The organism is Luteolibacter sp. Y139 (assembly GCF_038066715.1).
In the GTDB taxonomy this organism is placed as follows: domain Bacteria; phylum Verrucomicrobiota; class Verrucomicrobiia; order Verrucomicrobiales; family Akkermansiaceae; genus Haloferula; species Haloferula soli.
In genome coordinates this window covers 54,168-79,619 of record NZ_JBBUKT010000019.1, presented here as the reverse complement: position 1 = coordinate 79,619, position 25,452 = coordinate 54,168, and the positions used below count along the sequence as shown (strand labels likewise).

Annotated in this window: 20 protein-coding genes and 1 pseudogene; 9 read left to right on the top strand and 12 right to left on the bottom strand. The window is 58.9% G+C overall.

Annotation, left to right across the window (positions count from 1 at the left end; genetic code table 11):
- Positions 1-297 precede the first annotated feature (297 nt).
- From WKV53_RS28195 to WKV53_RS28175, 5 genes are all read right to left on the bottom strand, one after another.
- Entirely contained in the window at positions 298-930 is a 633-nt protein-coding gene (locus tag WKV53_RS28195; protein WP_341408197.1) for a hypothetical protein, read from the bottom strand.
- A gap of 814 nt (positions 931-1,744) precedes the next feature.
- Positions 1,745-2,503 (bottom strand): hypothetical protein, encoded by a 759-nt coding sequence (locus WKV53_RS28190; protein ID WP_341408196.1) that lies wholly within the window; start codon positions 2,501-2,503, stop codon positions 1,745-1,747.
- Entirely contained in the window at positions 2,500-3,570 is a 1,071-nt protein-coding gene (locus tag WKV53_RS28185) for a hypothetical protein (protein ID WP_341408195.1), read from the bottom strand. Before WKV53_RS28185 ends, WKV53_RS28190 begins: the two co-directional genes overlap by 4 nt.
- Positions 3,567-4,940 carry a hypothetical protein gene (locus tag WKV53_RS28180; protein ID WP_341408193.1) on the bottom strand — a complete coding sequence of 458 codons (1,374 nt, stop codon included), beginning with the start codon at positions 4,938-4,940 and terminating at the stop codon, positions 3,567-3,569. Before WKV53_RS28180 ends, WKV53_RS28185 begins: the two co-directional genes overlap by 4 nt.
- 14 nt (positions 4,941-4,954) lie before the next feature.
- A complete protein-coding gene (locus WKV53_RS28175; protein WP_341408192.1) occupies positions 4,955-6,085 on the bottom strand; it encodes a hypothetical protein in 1,131 nt (376 codons plus the stop codon).
- Between the two features lie 1,395 nt (positions 6,086-7,480).
- Here WKV53_RS28175 and WKV53_RS28170 point away from each other — a divergent pair.
- Together WKV53_RS28170 and WKV53_RS28165 are read left to right on the top strand one after the other, a co-directional pair.
- A pseudogene (locus WKV53_RS28170) lies at positions 7,481-7,597 on the top strand (ATP-binding protein); the annotation flags it as partial.
- Complete coding sequence (locus tag WKV53_RS28165) at positions 7,586-7,945, top strand: magnesium chelatase subunit ChlI family protein (protein WP_341408199.1); 360 nt, start codon at positions 7,586-7,588, stop codon at positions 7,943-7,945. The pseudogene WKV53_RS28170 and the gene WKV53_RS28165, both read left to right, overlap by 12 nt.
- A 72-nt stretch (positions 7,946-8,017) precedes the next feature.
- Here the strand turns inward: WKV53_RS28165 and WKV53_RS28160 are convergent, their stop codons facing one another.
- Positions 8,018-8,965, bottom strand: a complete 948-nt coding sequence (locus WKV53_RS28160; protein ID WP_341408191.1) for a 3-keto-disaccharide hydrolase — start codon at positions 8,963-8,965, stop codon at positions 8,018-8,020.
- Positions 8,966-9,116: 151 nt separating this feature from the next.
- Between WKV53_RS28160 and WKV53_RS28155 the strand changes: the two genes are divergently transcribed.
- The 6 genes from WKV53_RS28155 to WKV53_RS28130 all read left to right on the top strand — a co-directional run bounded on the left by WKV53_RS28155 (position 9,117) and on the right by WKV53_RS28130 (position 17,514).
- Complete coding sequence (locus WKV53_RS28155) at positions 9,117-9,584, top strand: MarR family winged helix-turn-helix transcriptional regulator (RefSeq protein ID WP_341408190.1); 468 nt, start codon at positions 9,117-9,119, stop codon at positions 9,582-9,584.
- A gap of 89 nt (positions 9,585-9,673) precedes the next feature.
- On the top strand, positions 9,674-10,207 hold the full coding sequence (locus WKV53_RS28150) for a carbonic anhydrase (protein WP_341408189.1): 534 nt from the start codon (positions 9,674-9,676) through the stop codon (positions 10,205-10,207).
- Positions 10,208-10,211: 4 nt separating this feature from the next.
- Positions 10,212-10,904 (top strand): DUF8737 domain-containing protein, encoded by a 693-nt coding sequence (locus WKV53_RS28145; protein ID WP_341408188.1) that lies wholly within the window; start codon positions 10,212-10,214, stop codon positions 10,902-10,904.
- A gap of 5 nt (positions 10,905-10,909) precedes the next feature.
- The gene (locus WKV53_RS28140) at positions 10,910-12,052 is read left to right on the top strand and encodes an HlyD family secretion protein (RefSeq protein WP_341408187.1); all 1,143 of its coding nucleotides are present in this window, start codon (positions 10,910-10,912) and stop codon (positions 12,050-12,052) included.
- A complete protein-coding gene (locus WKV53_RS28135) occupies positions 12,049-13,617 on the top strand; it encodes a DHA2 family efflux MFS transporter permease subunit (RefSeq protein ID WP_341408186.1) in 1,569 nt (522 codons plus the stop codon). Before WKV53_RS28140 ends, WKV53_RS28135 begins: the two co-directional genes overlap by 4 nt.
- Before the next feature lie 99 nt (positions 13,618-13,716).
- Entirely contained in the window at positions 13,717-17,514 is a 3,798-nt protein-coding gene (locus WKV53_RS28130) for a glycoside hydrolase family 127 protein (RefSeq protein ID WP_341408185.1), read from the top strand.
- Between the two features lie 2 nt (positions 17,515-17,516).
- On the opposite strand, the gene WKV53_RS28125 is transcribed toward WKV53_RS28130, so the two are convergent.
- Positions 17,517-19,130 (bottom strand): hypothetical protein, encoded by a 1,614-nt coding sequence (locus tag WKV53_RS28125; RefSeq protein ID WP_341408184.1) that lies wholly within the window; start codon positions 19,128-19,130, stop codon positions 17,517-17,519.
- Between the two features lie 400 nt (positions 19,131-19,530).
- Between WKV53_RS28125 and WKV53_RS28120 the strand changes: the two genes are divergently transcribed.
- Positions 19,531-20,802, top strand: a complete 1,272-nt coding sequence (locus WKV53_RS28120; protein WP_341408198.1) for a fibronectin type III domain-containing protein — start codon at positions 19,531-19,533, stop codon at positions 20,800-20,802.
- Between the two features lie 69 nt (positions 20,803-20,871).
- On the opposite strand, the gene WKV53_RS28115 is transcribed toward WKV53_RS28120, so the two are convergent.
- The 5 genes from WKV53_RS28115 to rfbD are packed head-to-tail and all read right to left on the bottom strand — an operon-like array spanning position 20,872 to position 25,372.
- A complete protein-coding gene (locus WKV53_RS28115; protein ID WP_341408183.1) occupies positions 20,872-21,531 on the bottom strand; it encodes a polysaccharide biosynthesis/export family protein in 660 nt (219 codons plus the stop codon).
- Between the two features lie 52 nt (positions 21,532-21,583).
- Complete coding sequence (locus WKV53_RS28110; protein ID WP_341408182.1) at positions 21,584-22,333, bottom strand: hypothetical protein; 750 nt, start codon at positions 22,331-22,333, stop codon at positions 21,584-21,586.
- Positions 22,334-22,343: 10 nt separating this feature from the next.
- Positions 22,344-23,258 carry a glucose-1-phosphate thymidylyltransferase RfbA gene (gene rfbA / locus WKV53_RS28105; protein WP_341408181.1) on the bottom strand — a complete coding sequence of 305 codons (915 nt, stop codon included), beginning with the start codon at positions 23,256-23,258 and terminating at the stop codon, positions 22,344-22,346.
- A gap of 43 nt (positions 23,259-23,301) precedes the next feature.
- A complete protein-coding gene (gene rfbB / locus WKV53_RS28100) occupies positions 23,302-24,411 on the bottom strand; it encodes a dTDP-glucose 4,6-dehydratase (RefSeq protein ID WP_341408180.1) in 1,110 nt (369 codons plus the stop codon).
- A 55-nt stretch (positions 24,412-24,466) separates the two neighbouring features.
- Positions 24,467-25,372: a dTDP-4-dehydrorhamnose reductase gene (rfbD, locus tag WKV53_RS28095; protein WP_341408179.1), complete on the bottom strand. Its 906-nt coding sequence runs from the start codon at positions 25,370-25,372 to the stop codon at positions 24,467-24,469.
- Positions 25,373-25,452: the final 80 nt, after the last annotated feature.

Genomic DNA, 25,452 nt, shown 5'->3' with positions numbered 1-25,452 from the left:
CACGCTGGCTTTACGAAAAGCCAGGCGGTCCTCGTAGGCTCCGGGAGCCCTTGGGCAGGGGAGGGAAGCACTGTCGCTTCGGCGTGGAGGGTGGGGTAACGATCGCTGGAGCGGGCGGTTGACGAGTTCTGCATCCACTATCACGAAGAGCGGAATCACCAAGGGTTGGACAACAAACTCATCGAGATGAGCTTCGTTCCCGGAGAGGCGGGAGAGTTGAAATGTCGGGAACGGCTAGTAGGCCTGCTGTTCTACTTCTACCGGGAAGCCGCATGTCGAGGCCCATTTCCCGCCCGTTCAATCCGACGTCCACTTGTAGCCCCCGCCCAGCGTCTGCTCGCGCGTATAGGTCCGCCCGTTGCTCCCGGTCACTGTCCGTTGTCCGCCCAAGTTCTGGCCTGTGCTCCAGCTTCCGCCCCCGCTGTCGCGGCCCGTGTAGCCGCCGCCCAGGTTCTGGTTCCAGTCCACCGAGGATCCCGAGCTGCTGCTGGTCCGGTAGCCACCGCCCAGCGGACGCTCGACCGATGTCGTCGCTCCGGTATGGCGATTCGTCGCCTGGTAGGTTCCCCCCAGCGTCTTTCCGTAGCTGTAGTCGCTCTCGTAAACCGTCGAGGGTCCGCGCGACCTGGACCGGCTCACATAGCTCGGCGCCTCGTAGCCGGAGCTGCTCCCGTGACTTGCCAGATACGCCGCCTCGCGGTCCTGCTGCTTCAGCTCCGCATCCATCCGGTTGAGCTCGCGCAGCCGTCCTTTATTCCGGGCATCGAACTTCTCATAAGAAAGCGTCCCGGCCTCCCGTTCCGCCATGTCGGACTCTTGCTCGGCCTTCAGATGCGCCAGGCGGCCTTCGAAACTCGCCCCGCCGCTTCCGCTGGAAGCACATTGGCAGACAAGGAGACACAAGGAGAGGGGAAGGAAGAGTCGGATCATTCCCGGATCTAACAACTCCCCCCTCCCACTGGAAGAACCAAGTGGGCCCCTACGCCGTAGTGTCCAGAAACTCGATTACCGCCGAATCGTCAGATTTTCAGTATTATCGGCCCCCCTAGCGTTGCTCGCTTCTGGCCTGTGCAACGGCTGCCGCTCTGCCAAGCTCATGTAATGGGAATAGGCACTCTCGTCCTCATGGCGTAGTGTCCAGAAATTGGATTGTCGCAGACGAAGTCAGGAAGCCGCTCCAAGGGGCTGTGGGCATCGGAGATCGAGATCGAGCCCACCGGGTAACGGGCGCAGCTCTTCTAAGGGGGATCTCATTGGCGCCCATGAATTGGAGTTCATGCTTTTGCGTCGCCATAGTAGCCATACCGGTCCAGCATGAACAGCAAGCTACTCATTCAAAGAGAGTTAAGTTCGCCATGATGGCTGTCGCCTGCAAGGCAATCCTTAGCCGCTGGGATTCGTTTTAGGGAGATGGGCAGCATGAACTGTTAGGAGCAGAGAACGGCCGCGGTCCGAGGGCGTGATGAGGCAAGATTCGTTCAAGGGCTGAGCATCCTTAGCATGAAGAACTAGACATTATCCAGTTCGATCGTGATATTGTTGTAAGCCCAAGTGACATCTTAACATGGCATCTATGTTGTAATTGACTCGATGACTTCGATTCTGAACACGCTATTGAGGATCGTGATGCGGGTTGTGGGTTCAGCAGGTGTGGCTTCAAGACTATCCATTTCGTCCTTCAGGAATCCGTTCGCGAGGTTTGGCATATCGAAAAATAAAATTTCACTGCATCTTGGGGGAGTTTCTATTCCCTAGCGTCAATGGCGCTAATAATTGATAGTCCCCGCGAATTTCCTGATTGAAACTTCCCAAGTAGTCTTCGGATTACGATTTCGCCCCGCAGCCGGACGCTGACTAGATCGTTCTCCACATCACAGCTAAACGATTTGATATCCAGGGATCTCTTTCTGAGCACGAGAGAACTTTGAAGCTCTTTCGAGACCTCCTCAGCGTGTTTGGTATGAATTCCAAACGTCACGCTGCTGGCGACCTCTTCGAGGAGAACTATCTCCAGAAGCTGACCTCTTTCGACGCGATCATGAATAGACTCAATTTCGCCTAGAGGAAATTCTGTTGAGTTTAGTAAGGATTCTAAGAGAAGTCTATCCGTGATCGCCTCAACTCTTCGCCCCGATGCTCGCACGACTAAGTTTCCCACCTTCTTAAGGGTGTCACGCCGGAGACCTAGATGGCGAAGTATCATTACTGAGTCGCGGTCAGACACCTCGCGTTCATATGGAACGTCACTCCTCTCGGAATCGAAAACCTTTTTCCAGACATCCGAGCCCCTACTCGCAGACAAAGGCACGCAATCGCCAAATTGTACCCGCCGGTTGTCCTTCGCTTCATACATCATTCCTACGGTCACCGGGCGATCCAATGGCAGGTTATAAGGAATTCGCACTGAGCGATAATCCCAAGCCCCCTCCTCTCGGCTGGTTGAACAGGAAACAAGTTGAAACGTCAGGGTCACTAAAGTCAGGGCAAAGAGATTGAGTCTCATTCAAGGAATTTAAATTTTCGATTGTTGGAGATAGGTCCGCCTGGAGAAGGGACGGCAATGATACCGATTAGAATTGGGTCGCTTTGAATGGACTTAATGGCAGCAGGGAGACGATCAACAGAATCAGGCGTCCAGTTCCCTATCAATCTCTTGTTGCCAGCGAGAAGAAGCGCGATCGGGATGGCAGTGAACCTGTGCTCGAAGAAGCTGAGCCCCTTCTCCTTGGCCTGCTTGGCGATTAAGTCAGATTCGCTTCCTGCTGAAATTCTTCCCCACTCAGCAGTATAAAAATCGACTGGCATCCAAGGGCGGACGATTGTAATTATCTTTACGTCGAGAAGACATGTCGACTTTGGATCGCCTCCGGAGATCTTAATGTCATTTATCCAGCTCCCGACACCAGTCCAGTCAGGTGCAGAAGGATAAAATATCGGGGTTTCAGATCCAGCATTGAATCGCGCTACCCACTCCTGCTTTCTAGTCTTTTGTCGGAGCTCTAGAATCTCGCGTTCAGCGCTCAAGGCTTGGGAGATTGATCCCTCATTGGCAATCAATTCCGCGTAAGCGCTAAAAATAAGCCCTTTGTCGAAGTTCTCCCATTTTCCACTGAGATTGTCTAAAACAACCGACTGCATCGCCAGATGCCGTTCAACCTCCTTCCGGAGCTGCGGTCCGCTGATCCCTTTCAATTGTTCAAGGTCAGTAGGTTGCCGGTAGATTTTTTCACGCGCATTGGTGATGCGCATGGTTTCGACTGGCGTGAGGAGGTAATCGCCCTCGTAAAGATCTCTAATATACTCACGTAAACCGAGCCTGAGGTAAACTCCCTTGGGCTTCCACTTCGCCGATACCTCCACGACTTGGTCGTAGTATTGCCTTAGACCCAATAAGGTTGACGGATCAAAGCTTCGCGGGGCCTCGACTGCCAGAGGAAATAGTGAAACGAATCCTCCTTTTCCATCATCTGGAACAACATATTTTCTAAGATCGTCGGTTACCCGACTCTCAATTTCGTCACCAAAGAGTGGAACGATCACCCCAATGGCACATAGAATAATTTTGATCATGGCGTAGGGCATTCTGGAAGAACTTCGCAGATATAGCCAATAATCGTTGGAGCCTTAATTTCGAAGCCACCTTCGGTGGCGTCCCCGAATTTCGTCTTATCTGTTGAACTGTGAGATGCACTTGCTCCAAAACTAAAGCCGAGAAAGCTGCCTCCTCCACCTCCGCTGATCTGCTTGCTTATCTCATCAGCGGTCTTCTTGTCCATCTTTACGTTGATTTTGATGTTCCGAGCAATCACAAGTCCCACTGGCAAAAGCGGAAGGCGGCCCTGATACAGACCATTCTCGTCCGGCTTCCCGTAGGAGATTCTTTGTTTTTCTGCTTCGATCGTGCCAGGGCCATCCTTCTTGAACTTCCAGTTTGGTGAGCGAAAGACCGTTGCGTCCATCCAGATGTGATCCAGTACCACTTGCTTGATTTCCATCTCCATTGATAGAGAGTTAAGCTGCTCGTCCGAGAATGTGTGTGAATTGCCGCCTGATCCACTTGCCTTGAACATCATAAATCCGCCGTTAGCACTGGCGCTAGAACTGGATGAACCGGAGTGCTTTCTAAGCGTTTCGGCGCTAAAACTGATTTTGACATAGCCCGAATCACCTTCCCATTGTGCAAGTGGTGGGTAATAGAGTGTTTTTGGCACGGGCGGGGGGCCTTGAACTTCCAGCCATGTGTTGAAAATCTCACGTCGGTATACGAACGGATCCAATTTATCCAGTTCAAATCGAAGCTGATCGCGTTTGCCGACTAGATCGAAGTATTCGGTGCTGTTCCCCATGTTAGCATTCTTGAGATTGCTCTCCGCAATCTGCATGGCAGAAAATTTAGCATTCTCGTCAGTACCTTTTTCCCCCTCGCCTGTCTGCTTGTCTCTTATGGACTTGTTGTAAGCTGTGACGGCGTCCTGATAGCGCTGGCTGTACTTCATGAACTTGAGCTGGACGCCTTTGGTTGGTTCCTCGTCCTCCGCCGCCGGCACTACGAGCTTGTCATCGATAGCCCGTATCTCGGATCTAATCACTTTGACCTGGTCTTCATCAGTCGGAGTTTTCGGTTCGGTGCCGTTTAGAACCTCTCGATAAATCATCGCCATTGACTCCTCGGATGTTTGCCCTGAAAGATCACCAAGCGGTCTCTTGTCGAGGATTCTCATGAACGACAATCGATTGATTTGATTGCTAAGGTCCATTTTGGAGTCCACGGGAAGCCCGGGAATTTTAAGCAGAAATTCTGTTTGCTTTCCTGTACCCGCCGCTCCGGCAATGACTTCTTTGAGCGTATTCCTTACATTTGTGACATAAGCAATTGCTCTTTGTTGCTGAGCATCCTGCGCGGATGATGATGAGATGGCTGCCGTCGTGCCAAGAATCACGACGCCGAATTGTATCAATTGATTTTTTGACATAAAAACGCGATGATTTGAATTGGATTGATTACGAGTGTTTCTCCCTCCCAGGAGGGAGTGAAGGCTTTTTCTTCTGCAAAGAATGGGGAATAGGGGCCGCTGACCACGATAGGATCGATGGCGAGTTGGCTTGAGTTAGATTTCAGAGCTTCTTTAATCTTCTCCTCGTTCGAAACCAAAATTCTAATATTGCGCGCAATAATGATATCAGAAATAATGTATCGACCCTTGAAGTTAGGTTGGGAATTCACAGCCTCTTTCAGTTTCTCGATTGAGAATCCCGGTCGAGTGAGTGAGACTTGAGCAATCTCCATTGAGATTGAAGTGACGGAATCTACTGATTCTTCGGATGTGTTTTCAACGTTCTTCAAATCGACTAGTGCGGCTTCTCCTCCAAATTTAATCGAGGTCCAAGTGTTGATTTTTTCCCATTCATTTACGGGAGGGTAAGTATCTACGACTTTTGTGGGGGAGAGTGTTGTAACTTCCGGTTCGTTAGTCGTCCGATTAGTAAATAGTTGAGCAATATCGTGATTGGCTAAAAGCAGCACTGCTAATTTGTCCTTTGCTGAAGTCAGTCTCGCCTGAAAGAGTGGACGCTTTGAATCCCCATCTGGGAGCGCCTCAAGTTCATGTTTTGCCTTTTGCACAAGTCCCTCAGCTTCCACCATCTGGGACCAAAGTTTCTTGTCCTCGTCGGAAAGCTTCGGAGGCTGGTGATTCGCCTCATCGTGTATTATGTCCGGCTCGGCATGCTCTTCTGTAAGGCCTTGTAGTGAACTCCAAGTCCCACTCTTGTTGAGCTCCGAGTCGTAGGCTGTATTCGCCTGATCGACTATCCACTCAGCGAGCAGGCGTGGCTTATTTCCGGTGAGGTTCGGAAGTAAAACGCCCTTGTTTGGAGTTATTGTCCTTTTTTGAGATTTAGAATCCAATCCCAGCTGAGCTTCAATTATTCGAGTAACGAATTTCGGCGCCGGGATATCGGTCTGTTTCTTCTCCTCTTTGGTTTCTTGAGCTTTGCACGACGCCGTCAGGATGCACAATATGGCTGCGGCAATCCATTGCGTCTTTATCTTGTTGTCGAGGAGGCCATGAATTTTTGTGATCATGATTTGCCGATAAGCTTTGAAAAATTTCAATTGGAGTCAAGGTGGTATGTCATGTTTTTTGCTCAGTTTCATATGCTAAAAGTTAAGGGTTGCGTAAAGGTGTGTAGCGCTGGGTTTCGCGCAAATCTATTTATTCACTCAACGTTTATTTTTCTGAAAGCCTACACTGTTTAGTGTGGAATCCTCGGTGGAAGCCCAGAACTGAACGGCCTTGCCCTATATTTTCCAGAAATTCGGCTTCCTTGGCAGCGTCTGATTTTCAGTGTTCATCGGCCCACCTAGGGGCGCCCGCTTCTGGCTTTGCAGAATCACCCTTTATCCAAGCTTTTTGGGGGAACGGACAGGACAAAGTTTGTTCCCTGTCATTTCACGGGAGGGAGAGCCATTATCACGGCAAGCCGTGTGTTGCATGCGATTCCGGGTCATCCAAGTCCACCTCCTGCGCATTTGGAGATTAGCGGAGGTGCTATCACCTCCCGGGCTTCCAAGAGAGGTGCACGACGGAATTTTATCGGAGGCCGTAGCATCCAGAAACTGGACTGCTCCGGAATGGACTTAATTTCAGTGGCTTGAAACCGGCTAATGCCAGCTCGATTCTGGGCTGTGCCAGGGCTGTCACACTGCCACCCTACTGCGATGGGGATCAACTCTCATTCTGATAGCTCTGGCAGGCTGGATCAACCGGCAGCAGCAGGACGTCATTGAGTATCTTCAGGAGGAGGTTCGTGTGCTGAGGGAGTTGCAGGGCCAGAAGCGCCTTAGGTTCTGCGACGATCAAAGAAGGCGCCTTGCTCAGAAAGCACAACGGCTAGGCTTATCGCGAGGTTCCCTGCTCCAGTGGACTAGGTGGTTCGTCCTCCGCCTTTGGCGTGCGCCGACTCGCTTTTCCGTAGACCCGGAGCTTCGATATACCCAAGAGGGTCCTTTACGGAGTGAGGGCGAAAGCGCCTCGTTTCAAGCATCTGGGGGCTTTCCTGGCACGCTGGCTTTACGAAAAGCCAGACGGTCCTCGTAGGCTCGGGGAGCCCTCGGGCAGGGGAGGGAAGCTCTGTTGCTTCGGCGTGGAGGGTGGGCTCCTGCGTTATTTTCCAAGAGCGAGTAGACAAAGGTCCCTACGAGGCATTGTTAGCCCAAATCGCTTCATTCGAAGCCAGCGACAAGTCACGAAGCCGCTCCAAGGGGCTGCGGGCATAGGAGGTCGAGTTCGAGTCCACCGAGTATCGGGCGGAGCACTTCTAAGGGGAATCTTATTGGCGCCCATGAATTGGAGTTCAACTTCTGCGTCCCCATAGTAGCCATACCGGTTCAGCATGAACAGCAAGCTACTCATTCAAAGAGAGTTAAGTTCGCCATGCTGGCTGTCGCCCGTAAGTGAATCCTTAGCCCTGTGGCTACTATGGAGATAGTAAAAGGGAGTGCCGCTGTTCGCCGCGGCAGATTGAGAGCTATCGCCAGCGGATGTCGGGGCCTTTGCTCGATCGCATCGACCTGCATGTTGAGGTGCCATTGGTGGACTACCGTGAACTCTCGGCTGCCAGCAGTGGGGAGAAGTCGGAGGCGATCCGCAGCCGCGTGATGCAGGCCCGCGATCTCCAGCGCCGCCGCTTTGCTGGCAAGCCGCAACAGACGAATGCAGCGATGGGTGCGCGACAGGTGAAGGAGCATTGCCAGCTTGATGCCGAAAGCGCCGGCTACATGGAGCACGCGATGGAGCAGATGAACTTCTCCGCGCGGGCGCATGATCGCATCCTCAAGGTTGCGCGGACGCTCGCAGACCTCGCAGGTTCGGAGCATATCCGGGCGAACGATACCTTGGAGGCGATTCAGTATCGGAGCTTGGATCGGAATTTATTCCGATGACCACGATCACGGGCTTCCGAGAGCAGAAGCTCTGACTCCAGGCGCGGTGGTGAGGCAGACGCTTGGGCGGCCTTACTTTTTCACCACCCAGATGTTCCGGTAGCGGACTTGGTTGCCGTGGTCTTGCAGGAGGATGGGGCCGGGTTCGCTGTTGTCGGGAAGAATTGCGCCGCCGGTGGGGCCGGGGATTTCGAGGTTCTTGTGAACGACGACGCCATTGTGGCGGACGGTGACGGTGGCCTTCCTTTTCTTCTCGTCCTTGTTGAACTTCGCGGCAGTGAATTCGATGTCGTAGGTCTGCCAGGTGAGGGGCGGGAAGCACATGTTCGGCGATGGCGCGGCGGTCTGATAGATGCCGGCGCACTCGTTGTCCTTTCCTTCGAGTCCGAAGCTATCGAGTATCTGGATCTCATAGCGTCCCTGGAGGTAGAGGCCGCTGTTGCCGCGGGCCTGGCCGCGCTCCTTCGGCATGTAGGGAAGGCGGAATTCGAGGTGGAGGATGAAGTCGCCGAAGGTTTCCTGTGTCTTCGCGCCTTGGGAGAGGAGGCCGTCTTCCGTTGCCTTGTTCTTGTCGAAAAGATTCGTGCCATCGCCGAAGAGGACGGTGGCGCCCTTCGGGGGCTTCATACCAAGGGTGGGAGATTGGCGCTCGATGCGTGTGAGCTCGAGTTCCTTTCCGGCGGGACCCTTGAGGCGAAGCTTTTGGCCGGAGAGTTCGCCGGTCAGATCGCTGCCGGTGAACTTCACCGTGCCAGAGGCGTCGCGTGATCCTTCGCTGTGGGTGACTGCGGCCCACTTGCCTTCCCAGCCCGCGCCGGGCAGGCCGTGCTTGAAGGAGACGGCCTCGAACTTGCCATCACCGAGGGCGATGACCTGGACGCCGGGGCCTTTCTGGATGGCCTTCGCATCGAAGGCGTATTCGCCCTGGATGGGGAAGTCGGCGTCAGTGGGGGATTGGTCTGCCCCTTGGGCAAGCAGGGAGCTGGTGAGGAGAGGGAGGAAAAGAAGGGCGGTCTTCATTGATAAGCTAGCTTTGGGCGGGAGGGCGGGAGAGGGGAAGGCGAAATCATTACCGCGGCATTGGGGCAGGTGGTATGGCTCGAAGCTTCGGGAAAACCGGTGCGGAAAGAAATGCTTGACCTAATGTTGTATATGCATCATTAGTGGCCTCATGGAAAGCGAAGGGCACATGACGGCAGGCAACGAAGTGGTCGCGGAGTTCGCGTCCACCTGCCTGCTGATGCGCACTCGCCTGATCTCCCGGGTGCTGACCGGCATTTACGATGAGGCGCTTCGAGAGTTCGGCCTCACTTCACCGCAGTTCGCTCTGCTGGTCGTCATTTCCAGGATGGCGCCTGCGAGCCGGGCTGAGATCGGTCGGCGCCATCATCAGGACCGGTCGACCCTGACGCGGAATCTGAAGCTCATGCTTTCGGGTGGTTGGATCAAAGAGGTCCCCGGTGACGCCGGCGGGCGGGCCAGGCCGCTGGTGCTAACGGCAGCGGGCACCAGCCTGCTCAAGAAGGTGGCACCCGCATGGCGGAAGGCGCAGGAGCAGGCCAAGACCCTGCTTGGCGACGACAATGTCGTGGCGATTGCCGATATGGCGAAGCGCCTGATGAAGGCAAAGCCCGCCTGAGCTTTTTATTCGGCCATGATGTTGCATATGCAACATTGCGGGCCCTCTCATTCCCCTCAAATCCAAATCCCTCCAAAAAAATACTTACTATGAATGCAGTAGAAGAACTCACGCGAAGAAACTCGGCGTTCGCTGCAAGCCGGTTCATCGCAGGCCTGAAGATGATGCCTTCGCTGAAGACGACGATCATCGGATGTGTCGACCCGCGTGTGGATCCAAGCGCTCTTTTCGGATTGGCTCCCGGAGAGGCGGCCGTGATCCGCAATGTGGGCGGCCGGATCTTTCCCTCGACGCTCCAGACCATGGCCATGCTGCGCACGGTATCCCGATCGAATGGTGCCGAGATGGGGGAGGGCTGGAACCTCATAGTGCTGCATCACACCGACTGTGGGATCAATTGTCTGGTCCACTCGCCTGAGATCCTAGCCAAGCACTTCGGCGTGGAGGCCAGCGGCCTTGATGAGCTGGCGATCACCGATCCCTATCGCTCCGTGGCTCTCGACGTGGCCGCGCTGAAGTCAAATCCCCAACTTCCGGCCGGGGTAATCATTACCGGCATGGTTTACGACGTCTCGACCGGAGTGGTCGAGACGGTAGCCACGACGGGTCCTTCCAACCTCTGAGGATATGACAACGACTCTCTTCCTTCTGTTCGTGGCCGCGATGGCGGTCGTCACCGGCTGGTTGATCTGGCGGAGCTTGAGCAATCGCTTTGCGATCATCGCCACCGTCGCCTTGGCCGCGTGGCTGGCCTACGTCGGCTTGATCGGCCATGCTGGTGTCATCCGGAATACCGACATGAAGCTGCCTGGGGTGGTATTCCTCTTCGTTCCGGTGTTGCTCTTCTTGGCCGTCTTCGTGGTGCGGACACTAGGGGGTAATCTCGTAGCGGTGCCGCTCACAGTCTTGATGGCGCTCCAGAGTTCCCGGGTGATCGTCGAGTTGTTCATTCACCAGCTCTGGCTCGACGGGATCGTGCCGAGGATGCTGACGTATTCCGGTGCGAACGTGGACATTTACGTGGGAGCCACGGCACTGATCGTTGCATGGCTTTCCTCCCACTGGGAACGGGGACGACAGCTCGCTGTGATCTGGAATCTGCTCGGATTACTGGCGCTTGCGAACGTCGTGGTCCGTGCCGTTCTGACTGCTCCCGGACCTCTTCACCTGATTCACGCGGAGGTCCCGAACCTGATGATCGGGACCTTTCCTTACATGTTCATCCCCGGACTTTTTGTCCCGCTCGCCGTGGTCCTCCACGTGTCCGCCTTGAGAGCCGCGATTGCGAAGGGAAGCCGGGCAACAACCTCAGCTACCTGAAAGCCATGCATGCCAAATCACTTCCTGTCGTGCCCGAGATCAGTGACCTGCCTCGTGGCAATAATCCAGCGTCTCCGTCGCCGGCACCTGCTACCCGTCGTCGGTTTACTCCGAAGCGCGCACTCCTGATCGCTGCCGCTGCCGTTACGCTCGTCGGTGTTTCCAAGTGGACCCACGACTGGTGGAGAGTGGGCCGTTTCATGGAGGATACCGATGACGCCTATGTCGGTGGCGATGTGATCGTGATCGCGCCCGAGGTCGCCGGCTTCATCCAGCGCGTTGCGGTGGAGGACAATCAGAGGGTCCACACCGGGGATCTTTTGATCCAGATCGATGACCGTGACTATCGTGCGGCGCTAGCCAAGGCCGATGCCGCGGTGGCGGTGCAACAGGCGGTGCTGGAGAATCTGGAGGCCTCCCGCCATCAGCATCTAGCCGTGATTGCCCAGGCCGAGGCCGATGTGAGTTCGGCAGATGCGGAGATCAATCGCAGTCGTGACGATCAGTCCCGGTTGCGTAGCCTGCTGGCTACTCGCGCCATTTCGCTGCAGGATTCCCAGCAAGCCGACGCCGACTACAAGCGAGCCGAAGCCGCGGGGGTGAAGACACGTGCGGCGCTGGATGCGGCACAGCGCTATCTGGCGATCATTGCCACACAGAAGCTGCAGGGCGAGGCGGCACTGCAGCAGGCCATCGCCCAGCGTGAATCCGCGCGGCTGAATCTCGGCTACACGGAGCTGCGTGCACCGGCGGATGGCATCGTGGGAAATCGCAGCGCCCAGGTCGGTGCGTATGCGAGCACGGGCTCACGGCTTATTTCGGTGGTGACGACCCACGGCCTGTGGGTCGATGCGAACTTCAAGGAAAGCCAGATCGCGGAGATGCACGTGGGCTCTCCTGCATCCGTGCGCATCGACTCGGCTCCCGGCCGGATCTTCCATGGCAAGGTGACCAGCATCGCTCCGGCGACTGGTGCACAGTTCAGCGTGTTGCCCCCGGAGAATGCCACCGGGAATTTCACGCGGATCGTGCAGCGCCTGGCGGTGCGTGTGGAGTTGGATGATAAAGACGCTGCTTCATTCCAGCTTCGGCCCGGACTCTCGGCGAAGGTGACGGTGGACACGCGTGAAAGCGGAGGTGAGTCATGAACGCGCCGGCTTCCACTCCATTCCGCATGCGGGACGTGCTGCCCTTCGTGATCATGTGCGTGGGCATGTTCATGGCGCTGCTGGATATCCAGATCGTGGCTTCATCCTTGCAGGATATCGGTGGAGGACTGTCCGCTTCGAGGGATCAGATCGGCTGGGTCCAGACCGCGTATCTGATCGCCGAGATCATCACCATTCCCTTGTCCGGGTGGCTGACGCGGGTGTTCTCGACACGCTGGCTTTTCACGATCTCGGCGGCCGGGTTCACCATCACCAGCCTGCTCTGCGCGCTTGCCTGGAACATCGAGAGCATGATCGCGTTCCGGGTGCTGCAGGGATTTCTCGGGGCATCGATGATTCCCACCGTCTTCACCTCTTCCTTCCACTACTTCCAAGGGCCGCGCCGGGTTTATTCGGCGGCGGTGATTGGCACCATCGCCTCCATTGCTCCGACCTTGGGTCCTGTCATCGGCGGGTGGATCACTGATGCGCTCGACTGGCGGTGGATCTTCTACATCAATCTCGTTCCCGGTGCGGCGGTTGCGATCTCGGTTCCCTTCCTAGTGAAGATCGACAAGCCGGATCTCTCGCTGCTCAAGCAAGCGGATTACCTCGGGATTGCGCTGATGGCGGTCTTCCTGGGGAGCCTCCAGTATGTTCTGGAAGAGGGCGCGCGCTGGAACTGGTTCGATGACGAGACGATCACGATCTTCGCGGTGATCGCGGCGGTGACGGGCGTGTTGTTCGTGATTCGCTGCCTACGCTTCGCGCATCCGGTGGTGGATCTGAGGGCTTTCGGAAACCGGAATTTCCTGCTCGGCTGTATCCTGTCTTTCATCACCGGCGTTGGTATCTTCGCGACGGTTTACCTCACACCTCTCTTCCTCGGATACGTTCGCGGCTACAGTGCCTGGCAGGTGGGGATCGCGGTTGCTTCAACGGGTGCGGCCTCGCTGATTGGCACGGTGTTTTATATCGTGCTCGCGCGGAAGTTCGATACCCGCTGGCTGATGATGTTCGGGCTGGCGCTCTTCGGTGTGGGACTTTGGAGCTTCACTTTTATCACGCATGATTGGAGTTCGTCGGAACTCTTCTGGCCGCAGGTGTTGCGGGGCTTTCCGCAGGTTTTCGCGGTGGCTCCTGCCGTGAACCTTGGCTTGGGGAGCTTGTCGCCGGACCGTTTGAAATACGCCAGCGGCCTCTTCAACATGATGCGCAACCTCGGTGGCGCGATTGGCATCGCCATCTGTGGCACGATCCTCAACGACCGGACAAACCTCCACTTCCTGCGGTTGGCGGAGCATCTGGATTCGGGCAATGTGGCGATGCAGGAAATGCTTCAGCAGACCGGTGCCCGTTTTGCGGGGCTGAACGGCGGCGACGCCGCGCATGGTCAGGCGGTTGCGCTCAAGAGGCTGTGGTCGCTCACGTTCCGGGAAGCGCAGGTCTTGAGCTTCGCCGACGCCTTCTGGGTGATTGCCATTTGTTTCGCCGTGGGTGCGCTGCTGGTGCCCTTTCTTCGCAAGGTGGCTGCGCCTGCGACGCCGAATCCGGATGCTCACTGAGGCGGGGGAGGCCGAAACCACAATCAGGTATCCGCGATGCTGCGGGTCCTTTACCAGGGCTGCAGGCGGGGCTACGGGAGATCAGCTCGTAAACCCAAAATGACGAACTTTTCAACCCGCTCCGGACTCGTTGCATCGGCTGTTGCCTTCGCGGCGGCATGTTCGATCGCCCATGGAGGACTGACTCTGACGAACGGCAACTTCGAGAGTCTGCCGGCTTCGGACAATCGGACCGATATCACCGGGTGGTACGACTACGACGCTGCGAACTTCTGGGAGCAGGCTTGGCTGGAGGGGATCGATACGCCGGACGACTACAATTTCTCGCTGGCGATGGCGGGGGATGGGAATGCGGGAAAGCCGTGGGCGTATCAGGCAATCGGCACGGCGGACGGGGCGACGACGTTGAAGGTGACGTTCGACTACGGCTCATTCGCCGATGCGACGAACCTCCGCAATCTGGGTGTGACGTGGAAGGTCTATGCGGTCACCGGCAGCTTCACTCCGGGGCAGAACGTCGACATCAATGGTGCGTCCGGCGTGACCTTGCTGTCGTCCGGTTCGGCGAGTGCGATGCAGGTCGCGCCGGGGGCGAAGGTGGGTTTGACCACGGTGGATCTGGATGTTTCGAATGCCGGGACGCGGCAGCTTTACCTGCGGGTGAGCAATTTCTCGCCGACGACGAACAGCAACGGCAACGGCTACCTGTGGGTGGATCAGGTTTCGATCTCGGCGAACACCTTGCCGCCGGTCGCGACGCCCTTGGTGGAGACTCCAATCGAGCAGGTGCAGGTCAACGATGCCTTCTGGTCGCCGAAGCTCGATCAATGGCGTGCCACCACGGTCAACGACGTCTTCAACAAGTTCGAGCAAAACGGCGGCCTCGCGAACTTCGATCTCGTGGCGTCCGGTGCCACGACCGGGCATCGTGGTGAGAATTGGTGGGACGGGCTGATTTATGAGACGATCCGCGGTGCGGCGGACTTGCTGCGCGCTCATTCGGATGCGGTGTTGGAGGCGCGGATCGATGGCTTTATCGACCGTATCGGAGCCGCTGCGAATGTAGACTCCGATGGCTACATCAATACCGCGCAGCAGTTGCATGGGCCGGATGTGCCCGTGGGATTCAAGTGGGCGAATCCGCCGACAGCGGGCGACACGCTCAATGACAACAACCCGCACACCATCTACAATGCGGGCTGCCTGGTGGAGGCTGGCCTTCATTACTACCGGGCGACGGGGAAGGTGAAGCTGCTGAAGATCGCGACGCGGCAGGCCAACTACATGACGACGATCATGGGCCCTTCGCCGAAGGTGGCGTACATTCCGGGACACGCGCAGCCCGAGGAGGCATTCTTGCGGCTCTATCAGTTCTATCGCGATCATCCTGCGGTGAAGGGGCAGGTGGGTCTGACGATCAATGAGCAGGCTTATCTGGATCTGGCGAAGTTCTGGGTCGAAACGCGTGGCTACACCGCTGGCCGCGTGAGCGAGGGGGCTTACAACCAGGATGCGGAGCCGGTGTTCAGCCAGCAGGTGATGGTGGGCCACGCGGTGCGCGCCGGCCTTCTGGCATCCGGTGTGGCGGCGATCGGCTCGGAGACCCGTGACCCTCGCTATGTCGAAACCGGACGGCGCTGGTGGCAGAATCTTTACGATGCCCGTAGCTACCTCACCGGCGGCATGGGCGCGATCGCGGCGCACGAAGGATTCGGCGAGGACTATGAGTTGCCGAACGATGGCTATTGCGAGACCTGCGCTGCGGTGACCGGTGGCTTCTTCAGTCACCAGATGAATCTCGCGACGGGTGACGGGCGTTATGTAGACCTGTTAGAACGCGAGCTCTACAACGGCGCGCTCTCGGGAATCGCGCTCGATGGGCAACATTACTTCTACGAGAATCCGCTGACCGCGCCCGGATCGCACCGGCGCTGGAGCTGGGCGGGGGAGGGCTTTGGCATGACGCCCTGCTGCCCGCCGATGTTCCTGAAGCTGATGGGCGCGCTTCCGGGCTATATTTATGCGACGAAAGACAGCGGCCTCTACGTGAACCTCTACGTCGGCAGTCAGGCGACGATCCAGACCTCGGCGCTCAATCTGAATGTCTCCCAGACCTCGTCGTATCCGTGGAACGGTGACGTGGAGATTACGATCAATCCGGTTACGGCGTCCGCGTTCACGGTGAATCTTCACATTCCGGGCTGGGTGACGAATCCGACGGTCGCGATCAACAACGGCCCGGTCCAGAGCGTCACTCCGGTGAACCAGTATGCATCGATTACGCGCACGTGGAGTCCCGGTGACAAGATTCACCTTTCGCTGCCGATGCCGATCAAGCGCGTGAAGGCGGATTCGCGGGTGAAGGCGGATATCGGTCGCGTGGCGATCACGCGCGGGCCGGTGGTCTATTGCTTCGAGGGCATCGACAACAACGAGGGTGCGAAGTCGATCTTGCTCGGTGGAGGCGATCCGCTTGAAGCCAGCTTCGAGCCGGGCCTGCTCGGCGGAGTGATGACGATTTCCGGACGGAGCACGGTGGTGCGCCAGCGCGGTGGGGTGCTGCGGAAGGAACCGGGGCGGATCAAAGCAATTCCCTTTTTCACGAATGCCAACCGTGAGCCATCGTCGATGGACGTATGGATCGCGGATGACCACAGCAGCGTCCAGCCGGTCTATGCAGGCGTGGCGGCTGCGTCGTATTGCAATCCCGGTGACAGCGTCGCTGCGCTCAATGACGGGATCATCCCGGTCGATTCGGACGATGGCTCGGTCCCGCGGATGACGTGGTGGAATCACAAGGGCACCAGCGAATGGGCGCAGATCACCTATGACTCGCCGCGTCCGGTGGCCGGCGTGGGCGTTTACTGGTGGGATGAAAGCCGTGTCACCGGGGACTGCCGTGTGCCGCAATCCTGGTCGGTGCAGTACCTCGATGCCCAAGGAAGCTGGCAGCCGGTCCAGAACGCTTCGCCGCGCGGTGTCGCGATGGACCGCTTCAACTACGCCACCTTTGACAGCGTGAACACGCGCGGCATCCGCATCGTGGCGCAGCTTCAAGCGGGCTGGTCCGGCGGGATCCTGGAGATGCTGGCGGGTTCTTCGTGGCCGGTGCCAACGGCTTCCTACACGTTTGCGAGCGACACGGTGACCGCGATCAACGATGGCGTGCTTCCCGCGTCCTCCGGAGACGGCAGTATTTCACGCCACACGTATTGGAATCACACCGGCACCGCCGAGTGGGCGCAGATCACTTTCCCGAGTGCGAAGCGATTGAATGCGTTTGAGATCTATTGGTGGGACGACCGGGTGAGCAATGGTGGTTGCCGCGTGCCGGCCTCGTGGTCGTTGTCTTATCTCAATGGGCAGGGCAGCTGGCAGCCGGTTCAAATCACCGGAAGCTACGGCGTTGCGCGGGATGCATTTAATACCGTGAACTTCGCCGAGGTTGAAACGACCGCACTGCGCGTGCAGGCGAATCTGCAAGCGGGCTGGTCGGGCGGCATTCTGGAGATGCGTGCCTACGAGCCATCGCTCGATACTCCATCGGCGTTCTGGCTGGCGGACAACCACTACGAAGCCGACACCAACATGGACCTCATGATTGAAGGGCAGGGCGTCTCGTTGTTAGAGGCCTATGCGCTCGGTCTTGACCCCTCGGGCAATGTCGCCGGGTCGATGCCGCATCCCAGCTATCAGGCGGGCAGCGGTCTGAGCCTGAACTTCTGGGGTGCGCGTGAGGATGTGATCTACGGTGGCGAGGTCAGCGGCGACCTGAAGAACTGGTCGCCCACCGGGCTGATACTCAGCCCGCCCGATGCCAACGGAAGGCGCACCGTGGTGGTTCCGCCGGGAGCGCCTTCGAAGTTCGTGCGGCTGCGGTTCGATCTCGCTCAATAGCCTCACTCGAGAACATCCGCACGAAGCGCCTTCGCGGTGATCTCGCATCCCACGATGCGGAGGAACATGCCGGGGTTGGTGAGTTCCGGTGGCACGGGGGCGAGGGCAATGCGTTTGCCATCGAACAGGGCCTCCGCCCAATCGCCGACCCTCACGACACGGAGGGTGTGATAGCTGTCACCCTGACGAAAGGGTGGAAGGGGAGTGGTTGTGAGCTGCCGCTGTGCGGGTTTGAAACCGTTCCATCCCAGATAGTCGGTTTGTTGGCCTGGAGGAGCAACGGGATGGACGTCGAAAGCCGGTTCGTTGGCGGCGCCGGAGTTCGTGTAGTCCATCATGATCATCAGGCAGCGGGTATCGAAGTCGTTGAGGTCCGGCCTTCTGGTGTTGTTGCACAACCCGAAGTTGAAGGCGCGGGTGAACCCGGCGGCTTGGTTGCCGTTTATTTTACCAGCCCGGATCTGGAAGGTGATTTCGACGTCCACGTCGCGGGCGGGATCACTGGGAACGAGCCAGCCGCTGCGGTAGTGATCGACGGGAGCTTCGAGACGCTCGGGGATGAATTCATGGGTCGTCGTGTCCAAGGCCGCAGCAGCCTTTGCGAGGAAGCCGGAAACCTTGAAGCTATCCGGCTTGTCCGGCGTGGCCTCGGTCCAGGGCGGGCCCTTGGTGGTGCCGTCCTGGAGAAAGGACCGGTGCTTCATGCGATCCGCGAGTTTCGAGGGCGAGTCCGCCGGGCGAGGGGACTTCGAGGCGAGCTGTTCCAGATAGCGGGCGCCCGGCTCTTTTTCGCTCACGTCGTCGAAGGCCTTCACCATGGGGAGGAGGCGCTTCATCTCACCTGTTAGAAAGGCCACCGCGCTGATGTCGGTGGGTCTCAAGGGAAAGTCCTTCTCCGTGCCGGGAGGCTTGATCTCTCCATAGGCCGTGGCATGAGCGTCTGCTGCGGCGTAGTCGGCGCGGGCGAGCGAGAGGAACATGCCGCACCAATGGAGCAGCGGGTCAGGCTTATAGCCCTTGGCCGCGGCGGCGGCCCAGCAGGATTCGGAGATCGCCGGGTCCTGATCCTGCGTGACGAGGGCGGTGACGACGAGTTCGTCCCATCGCTTATCCCGTTGGCCGTTGCGAAGGAACCACGCGGTCATGTTCCTCTGCTCGCTGAAATCGACGCCGATGAGTTCATCGGCGATGGGAGCCGAGTTGAGAACATTGTCCGGAGTCGCCCAGACGAGCTTGCCCGCCGTGGAACCGAGCTTGCCAGTAACTGCCGCCTCAAAAGCGGACCGATTGCCGCCAAAATCGAGATCACCCCGCGAGATCAGCATCGATCCGGGCACGATCCCATGGCGCTCGGCGTAGGAGCCCTTGTGAACTTCGCTGACCAGTCCGCCTGCCGAGGCGAAGGCGTTTTTGGGAGATGCGAAAGCGGTGATCATTTCCGCGGCGTGCCATTGCTTGCACATGGTGGCGATGCCTTCGTCGGATAGTTTTTTCTGAAACTCCGGTGCCGCGAGGGTTGTTAGTGGCAACGAGGCTAACAGAACTCCCGAAGTGACTAACAGGAGGCGGATCCCGAGCCGGCAGGGGCGGGACGAAAGGTCTGGGTTCGAGTCCATGAGAGGTGACCCTAGAAAGGGTTCTTTAAAAATCCCAACACGCTTCATCCGACGCAATCCCGGAATCCATCCCGAAGTCGGATTGCTTCTCACGAATCCCGAAATCATGACCGTGGGGAAGGTCTCGGGCGGGAGTTATTCACAAGCCATTTGAAATCAGCAGGTGCGTAGAACCCCGGATTGCCATTCCGGATCTATCCGATAGGCTGCCGCCGCATTCCGGGAAATACCCCCGCCGGGAAATGGAATTTCTTTCATTAGAGGCGGGGATTTTGGCCGATTCCGGGCATTTCCTCATCTAACAAGGAATTTTTGCCTTTTGAGCGATCGTTTAAAAAATTACCCTTAGGAAATGTTGTTATTCAAAAACCTCGAATCATTTTTTAACTCCTTGAAAACCATGGGTTTGGCCTTGGTTCTTCTGGGTTCCTTTCCACCGCTGGCCCATGCGGCCACCGGAACCGGCAGCGTTTCGGTCGCTTGGGACCGGAATACCGAGACCAACGTGACGGGCTACAAGGTCTATTGGGGCCGGACCAGCCGGATCTATGACCAGGTGCTGGACGCCGGCACGAATCCACAGGCGGCGCTGCCCAACCTGACCTCCGGGCTGCCGTACTACTGTGCGGTGACCGCCTACAACGCCGAGGGGCAGGAAAGCGCCTACTCCACCGAGATCTCCGTGATGTATGGCACCCCGACTGGAGGCTCCGACCCCAGCGGCCGGCTGGTGATGCTGGAGGCGGAGAACGGCCAACTCGGAGCACCGATGGCGATCTTCACCGGGACGTCCGAATCGTGGGTGGATAGCTCTTACTACTCGGTGCTCGGCTGGAGCCAGATGAGCTTCGCCGCGCCAGTCGCCGGCAACTACCAGGTCTGGTGCCGGGTGAAGGGCCCCACGGAGGCCAAGGATTCCTTCTTCGTTTCCACCGATGGCGGGACGGAAGATGTCTTCCACATTTACGGCACCCCGACACCCACGGAAACCCGCACGAGCAACTGGGTGTGGAAGCGCATTCACGTGACTGATGCCGGGCCGAGGACCTACGCCTTCGACCAAGCGAGCCACACGATCAAGTTCCGGGTTCGTGAGCCGGGCGCCTTGCTGGATCGCATCGTCATTTCCTCCGATCCGGCCTTCGTTCCTTCGGATGCTCTTCCCCGCAGCGGCGACGCGGTGGCGGTGACCGGCATTTCCAGCAACCTGACCGTCGCGCCGGGTTCGACCGCGACGCTCGCGGTGACCGCGGCGGCGACCGGGCCGGTGACTTACCAATGGTTCAAGGGAAGCACGGCTATCGCGAACTCGAATAGCCCGCAGCTCGCGCTCACGGGCGTGACGACTGCCAGCAGTGGCAGCTACAGTGTGAGACTGACCGCGGGCACCGCGACGGCGACAAGCTCCGCGGTGGTCCTGTCGGTGAGCGAGTCGGCCGCGCTGCCGAAGTTCGCCGTGACCCGTGTCTCGATGAATGCGGACCGTTCCGTCGCCTTCACGATGACGGGCGGGATCGGCTCTGACATCGATGTGGAGGCCTCCAGTGACATGGTTCACTGGGAACCGATCGGCACGCGCACGAATGACAGCGGTGTCATTAGCATCGCCGACCCGGCCGCCGCCGCCGGAGCCACCAAGCGCTTCTACCGCTTGACCGGCGATTTCCCGTGAAACGAAAAAAGGGACGGCGAAGTGATCGCCGTCCCTTTGGATGATTGGAGATTGTAAGAATCGGGTTCCTTACCAGCGGCTTTGCTTCACCAGCACGGTGTCGAAGGGCCGCAGGTAGAAGGAGGCGTTGTTCGCGCCGCTGATGGTATCCGCCACATTCAAGGCGTAGCGATGGGTCTGGCCACCCTGGTTGCGCACGACCACGACTTGCTTCGGGTTGGCGAACTTGGTGAAGCCGCCGCATTCGCCGATCGCTTCGAGCACGGTCATCGGGCGGTCGAGCGCCACCTTGCCGGGCTTCACCACCTCGCCGGTGACGTAGACGCCGGAGGCTGCGGTTTCGACGGCCACGAGAACGGCCGGGTTCTGCAGGTGCTCCGTATACATGCCGGTGAGCTGCGACTGGAGGGAAGAGATGCTCTTACCCTTGGCGGTCACGGAGCCGATGGTCGGCAGGCTGACCTTGCCGTCGGCCTGGATCTTCTGGGTGGTATTCAGCTCGGGAGCACCCGGGAAGCTGATATTGAGCACGTCTCCGGCAGCCAGCGTGCCGCTGGGGCGCGGCGAGTAGGCCTCGGCAGGGATGGGCGTGTACGATTCCGAGCTTTCGCAGCCGGTGAAGGACAGGGCGAGCACCAGCGCCATCGTGGCGGCCAGAGCCTTCGTCATGCCGTGGAACAGGCGCTGCCATCCGGCGGCAGGCCGTTGGGTTTGCGGGGTGCTTTTCATGGGAGTTCGCTAATCAATGTAGGGGGTGAGCTTGTTAGAGACGAGTCAGAAATCAGGCAGATGTGCCGCTGGCGAGGTAGCGGTCCCAATCCGGGGGGAGGGGGGCCTTTTCGACGTCGCTGGCGATGCGGCCTTCCCAGGCGGGATTGAAGACGGTGCTGGTGCCGTAGACCATGATCAGGTCCTCGTTGCCGATGTTCCGCAGGGCGTGGGCGACGCCGGAGGGGATGATCACGGCGGCATTGTCCGGGCCGGAGCGGCTGTCGCCGGGAATGGTGAAGCGCATCACGCGGCGGGGCATGCCCTGGCGCTCGTCTACCAGCAGCATCTCGCAGATGCCGGTGAGGAAGAACATGACGTCCCACTGCTCGCGGTCGTAGGGGCGGAGCGCGTAGTTTTCGGGTTCGTCGAGGTAGAGCTTCCTGAACCACTCGGACGGCACGGTGCCTTCCGGGATGTGCGGGGGGTGGATGTGGAAGCCCTTGGCGCTGTCGCGGTGCATCATGGCGGAGGCCCACTGGCGGGGGGCGAGGCCGATGCGGTCCAGGGTGCCTTCATTCAGGCGGGTGAGCTCGCCGAAGTAGCCGCGGCCCTTTTGCTGATAGACCTTCCGCTGGAACAACTCCACGCCGGGGATCCACGTGTCGCCGAGAGTTGCGCGGCCGGCGATGGCTTCCGAGGCATTGACGCCGGTGGTGGCGAGGCGCTGGCCGAGATCGGCGAGCGAGTAGTCCCGCGTTTCCAGCCGGGCACGAGCGTCGGGATTCAATCCCAGCCAAGGGTCGGTGTGCATCGTGGACAAGGCGCTTTTGTTAGAGCTGGGCGAGGTATTCGCCATAGGGGGTCTTGGAGTATTTCTGCACCGATTCGGTGAGCTTGGCGCGGTCGATGCGGCCTTGCAGGAAGGCGACTTCTTCCGGGCAGGCGATCTTGAGACCCTGGCGCTGCTGGATCACTTGGACGAATTGGGTCGCATCTGCAAGCGAGTCCGGTGTGCCGGTATCGAGCCAAGTAGTGCCGCGGCCGAGGAGCTCGACGCGCAATTCACCCAGCTCGAGGTAGACGCGATTGAGGTCGGTGATTTCCAGTTCGCCGCGGGGCGATGGCTTGAGAGCCTTGGCGATCTCGACGACCTTCGAGTCGTAGAAGTAGATGCCGGGGACCGCGTAGTTGGACTTGGGCTGTTTTGGCTTTTCCTCGAGCGAGACGACGTTGCCGTCCTTGTCGAACTCGACCACGCCGTATTGCTCCGGCTGCTGGGTGTGATAGCCGAAGACGGTAGCGCCATCCTTGCGGCGCGATGCCGCCATCAGCGATTTCGCGAGGTCGTGGCCGTAGAAGAGATTGTCCCCGAGCACGAGGCAGGCAGGTTCACCGGCGAGGAATTCTTCGCCGATGAGGAAAGCCTGTGCGAGGCCTTCCGGCTTCGGTTGCTCGGCATAGGAGATCTCCAGGCCCCACTGCGAGCCGTCGCCTAACAGATGCCTGAAGGCGGGCAAATCGTGCGGCGTGGAAATGAGCAGGATTTCCTTCACGCCCGCCAGCATCAGCACGGTGAGCGGGTAGTAGATCATCGGCTTGTCATAGACCGGGATGAGCTGCTTGCTCACCGAGTGGGTCATGGGCCAGAGGCGGCTGCCGGTGCCGCCGGCGAGGATGATGCCTTTCCGCAGCGCGAGATCTTCAGGAGACTGGATGAGGCTTTTCTTTTCGTCAGGTGAAAGCATGGGGAGGGAAACGGGAAAGGGTTGGGTGCAAGCAGTATTGATTTCAAGCCATGGTGCCGAGGCGCTCGCCGCGGTAGCTACCGTCTTCGATGCCTTGGATCCATTCCTGATTGTCCAGATACCACTGGACGGTCTTGCGGAGGCCGGACTCGAAGTTCTCGCGTGGTGCCCAGCCGAGATCGTTTTCAATCTTCGCGGGGTCGATGGCGTAGCGCTGGTCGTGGCCCGGGCGATCCTTCACGTAGGTGATGAGTTCGTCGGCCGACTTGGTCGCGCTTTCCGGAGCGAGTTCGTGGACGGTGGCGATGAGCTGGCGGACCACGTCGATGTTCCGGATCTCGTTCTTGCCGCCGATCACGTAGGTTTCACCGATCGCGCCGCGGACGAGTGCCATGGCGAGGCCGCGGCAGTGGTCTTCCACGTAGAGCCAGTCGCGGATATTGGTGCCGTCGCCATAGACCGGCAGCGCTTCGCCGCGGAGGGTCTTCTGGATCATGAGCGGAAGGAGCTTCTCCGGGAACTGGAAGGGGCCGTAGTTGTTAGAGCAGTTCGTGGTGATCACCGGCATCCCGTAGGTGTGGTGATAGGCGCGGGCGAGGTGATCGCTGCCGGCCTTCGAGGCGCTGTAGGGGCTGTTCGGCGAATACGGCGTGGTTTCGCAGAACATCGGGTCTTCCGCGCCGAGCGAGCCGAAGACTTCATCGGTCGAGACGTGGAGGAAGGCGGACTCACCGCCGTCGGCGATCGACTTGCCGTAGTTCGGAAGCTTGGTGCGGCCGGTATCGGTGAGATATTTGCGGAAGGCATCGATCAGGCGGAAGGTGCCGACCACATTGGTCATGATAAAGGCTTCCGGTCCATCGATCGAGCGGTCCACGTGCGACTCGGCAGCGAGATGCATCACCGCGTCGATATTGTGCTCGCGGAGCAGGCCTCCGACGAAATCACCGTCGCAGATATCGCCCTGGGCGAAGATGTGGCGCGGGTCCGCTTCGAGGTCTTCCAAGCTGGAGCGGTTGCCCGCGTAGGTGAGCTTGTCGAGCGTGACGACCTTGTCGATCGGCACGCGGAGTTCTTCCGCTGCATCGCGCAGCAGGTAGTGAACGAGGTTCGATCCGATGAAGCCGGCGCCGCCGGTGACGAGAATGTTCATGCTGGGTGGGGTGGGAAAAGGGTGAGTTTGGCTCTGGGGAAGGATAAGGCAGGCGTCAACCGCACGCAGCGGCCTGGTATTTGGCGAGGAAACCGGAGGTCGCGAAGTGCTCGCGGAGGGCCTCTTTCCACGGCCGCGGGGAAATCCCGGTGAAGGCAGTGAACTTGTCGTTGCTCATCGCGCTGTTCGGCGGGCGCTTGGCGAGGAAGGCTGGAATGTCCGCCAGCCAATTGCCGGCGATGGTTTCGCACTGGAGTGGAGCCCCGGCCTCACGGGCGAGGTCGAGACAGGCTTGCCCCCATTCCTGCCAAGAGCAGGAGCCGGCATTGCAGAGGTGGAAGACGCCAGACGCGGATTCCTCCAACAGGTGCACCAGCATGTCCGAGACGTCGGTGGCCGAGGTCGGGCAGCCGGTCTTGTCCATGGGAAGGGAGAGGTGCGATTCGGCGCAGGCCTTGTCCACGATCCACTCGGGGAAAGCCGGCTTGCCGGGCCCATAGAGCCACGCGACGCGGACGACCAAATGGCCGGGATCGGCGGCGAGCACGAGTTCCTCGCCCTTCAGCTTCGAGGAACCGTAGACGCTGACTGGCCGGGCTTCATCGCCCTCGGTGTAGAAGCCGTGGGTCAGGCCATCGAAGACGAAGTCGGTGCTGACGTAGGTCATGTGCGCCTGCTTCGCGGCGCAGATGTAGGCGATCAGGCCCGGGGCAGTGGCGTTGATCGCATAGGCCTTCTCCTGTTCCGTTTCGCATGGGTCTACCGCGGTCATCGCGGCGGGCAGGATGAGGTGATCGAAATCAAGCGGCTCGAGAGCATCGCGAATCGACTGCGGGTCTTGCAGATCGATCTCGGGCCGGGCGAGGCCGATGACCGTTGCGTGAGGCGCAAGCCGACGGACCAGTGCCTGGCCGAGGCGACCGGCGGCACCGACGATGACAATCCGGGGGGGGAGATTCATGCGTGGAGAGAGGGTGAACTCCGTGGATGAGGGTGGGTGCCCGGTCATCCGCGGCGGAGGCCCCGGGTGGCGTGGGCCGC

Coding starts and splice junctions, on each gene's coding strand:
- WKV53_RS28195 (WP_341408197.1), bottom strand. CDS start 930: ATGATCCGACTCTTCCTTCCCCTCTCCTTGTGTCTCCTTGTCTGCCAA.
- WKV53_RS28190 (WP_341408196.1), bottom strand. CDS start 2,503: ATGAGACTCAATCTCTTTGCCCTGACTTTAGTGACCCTGACGTTTCAA.
- WKV53_RS28185 (WP_341408195.1), bottom strand. CDS start 3,570: ATGATCAAAATTATTCTATGTGCCATTGGGGTGATCGTTCCACTCTTT.
- WKV53_RS28175 (WP_341408192.1), bottom strand. CDS start 6,085: ATGATCACAAAAATTCATGGCCTCCTCGACAACAAGATAAAGACGCAA.
- WKV53_RS28160 (WP_341408191.1), bottom strand. CDS start 8,965: ATGAAGACCGCCCTTCTTTTCCTCCCTCTCCTCACCAGCTCCCTGCTT.
- WKV53_RS28155 (WP_341408190.1), top strand. CDS start 9,117: ATGGAAAGCGAAGGGCACATGACGGCAGGCAACGAAGTGGTCGCGGAG.
- WKV53_RS28150 (WP_341408189.1), top strand. CDS start 9,674: ATGAATGCAGTAGAAGAACTCACGCGAAGAAACTCGGCGTTCGCTGCA.
- WKV53_RS28145 (WP_341408188.1), top strand. CDS start 10,212: ATGACAACGACTCTCTTCCTTCTGTTCGTGGCCGCGATGGCGGTCGTC.
- WKV53_RS28140 (WP_341408187.1), top strand. CDS start 10,910: ATGCATGCCAAATCACTTCCTGTCGTGCCCGAGATCAGTGACCTGCCT.
- WKV53_RS28135 (WP_341408186.1), top strand. CDS start 12,049: ATGAACGCGCCGGCTTCCACTCCATTCCGCATGCGGGACGTGCTGCCC.
- WKV53_RS28130 (WP_341408185.1), top strand. CDS start 13,717: ATGACGAACTTTTCAACCCGCTCCGGACTCGTTGCATCGGCTGTTGCC.
- WKV53_RS28125 (WP_341408184.1), bottom strand. CDS start 19,130: ATGGACTCGAACCCAGACCTTTCGTCCCGCCCCTGCCGGCTCGGGATC.
- WKV53_RS28120 (WP_341408198.1), top strand. CDS start 19,531: ATGGGTTTGGCCTTGGTTCTTCTGGGTTCCTTTCCACCGCTGGCCCAT.
- WKV53_RS28115 (WP_341408183.1), bottom strand. CDS start 21,531: ATGAAAAGCACCCCGCAAACCCAACGGCCTGCCGCCGGATGGCAGCGC.
- rfbA (WP_341408181.1), bottom strand. CDS start 23,258: ATGCTTTCACCTGACGAAAAGAAAAGCCTCATCCAGTCTCCTGAAGAT.
- rfbB (WP_341408180.1), bottom strand. CDS start 24,411: ATGAACATTCTCGTCACCGGCGGCGCCGGCTTCATCGGATCGAACCTC.
- rfbD (WP_341408179.1), bottom strand. CDS start 25,372: ATGAATCTCCCCCCCCGGATTGTCATCGTCGGTGCCGCCGGTCGCCTC.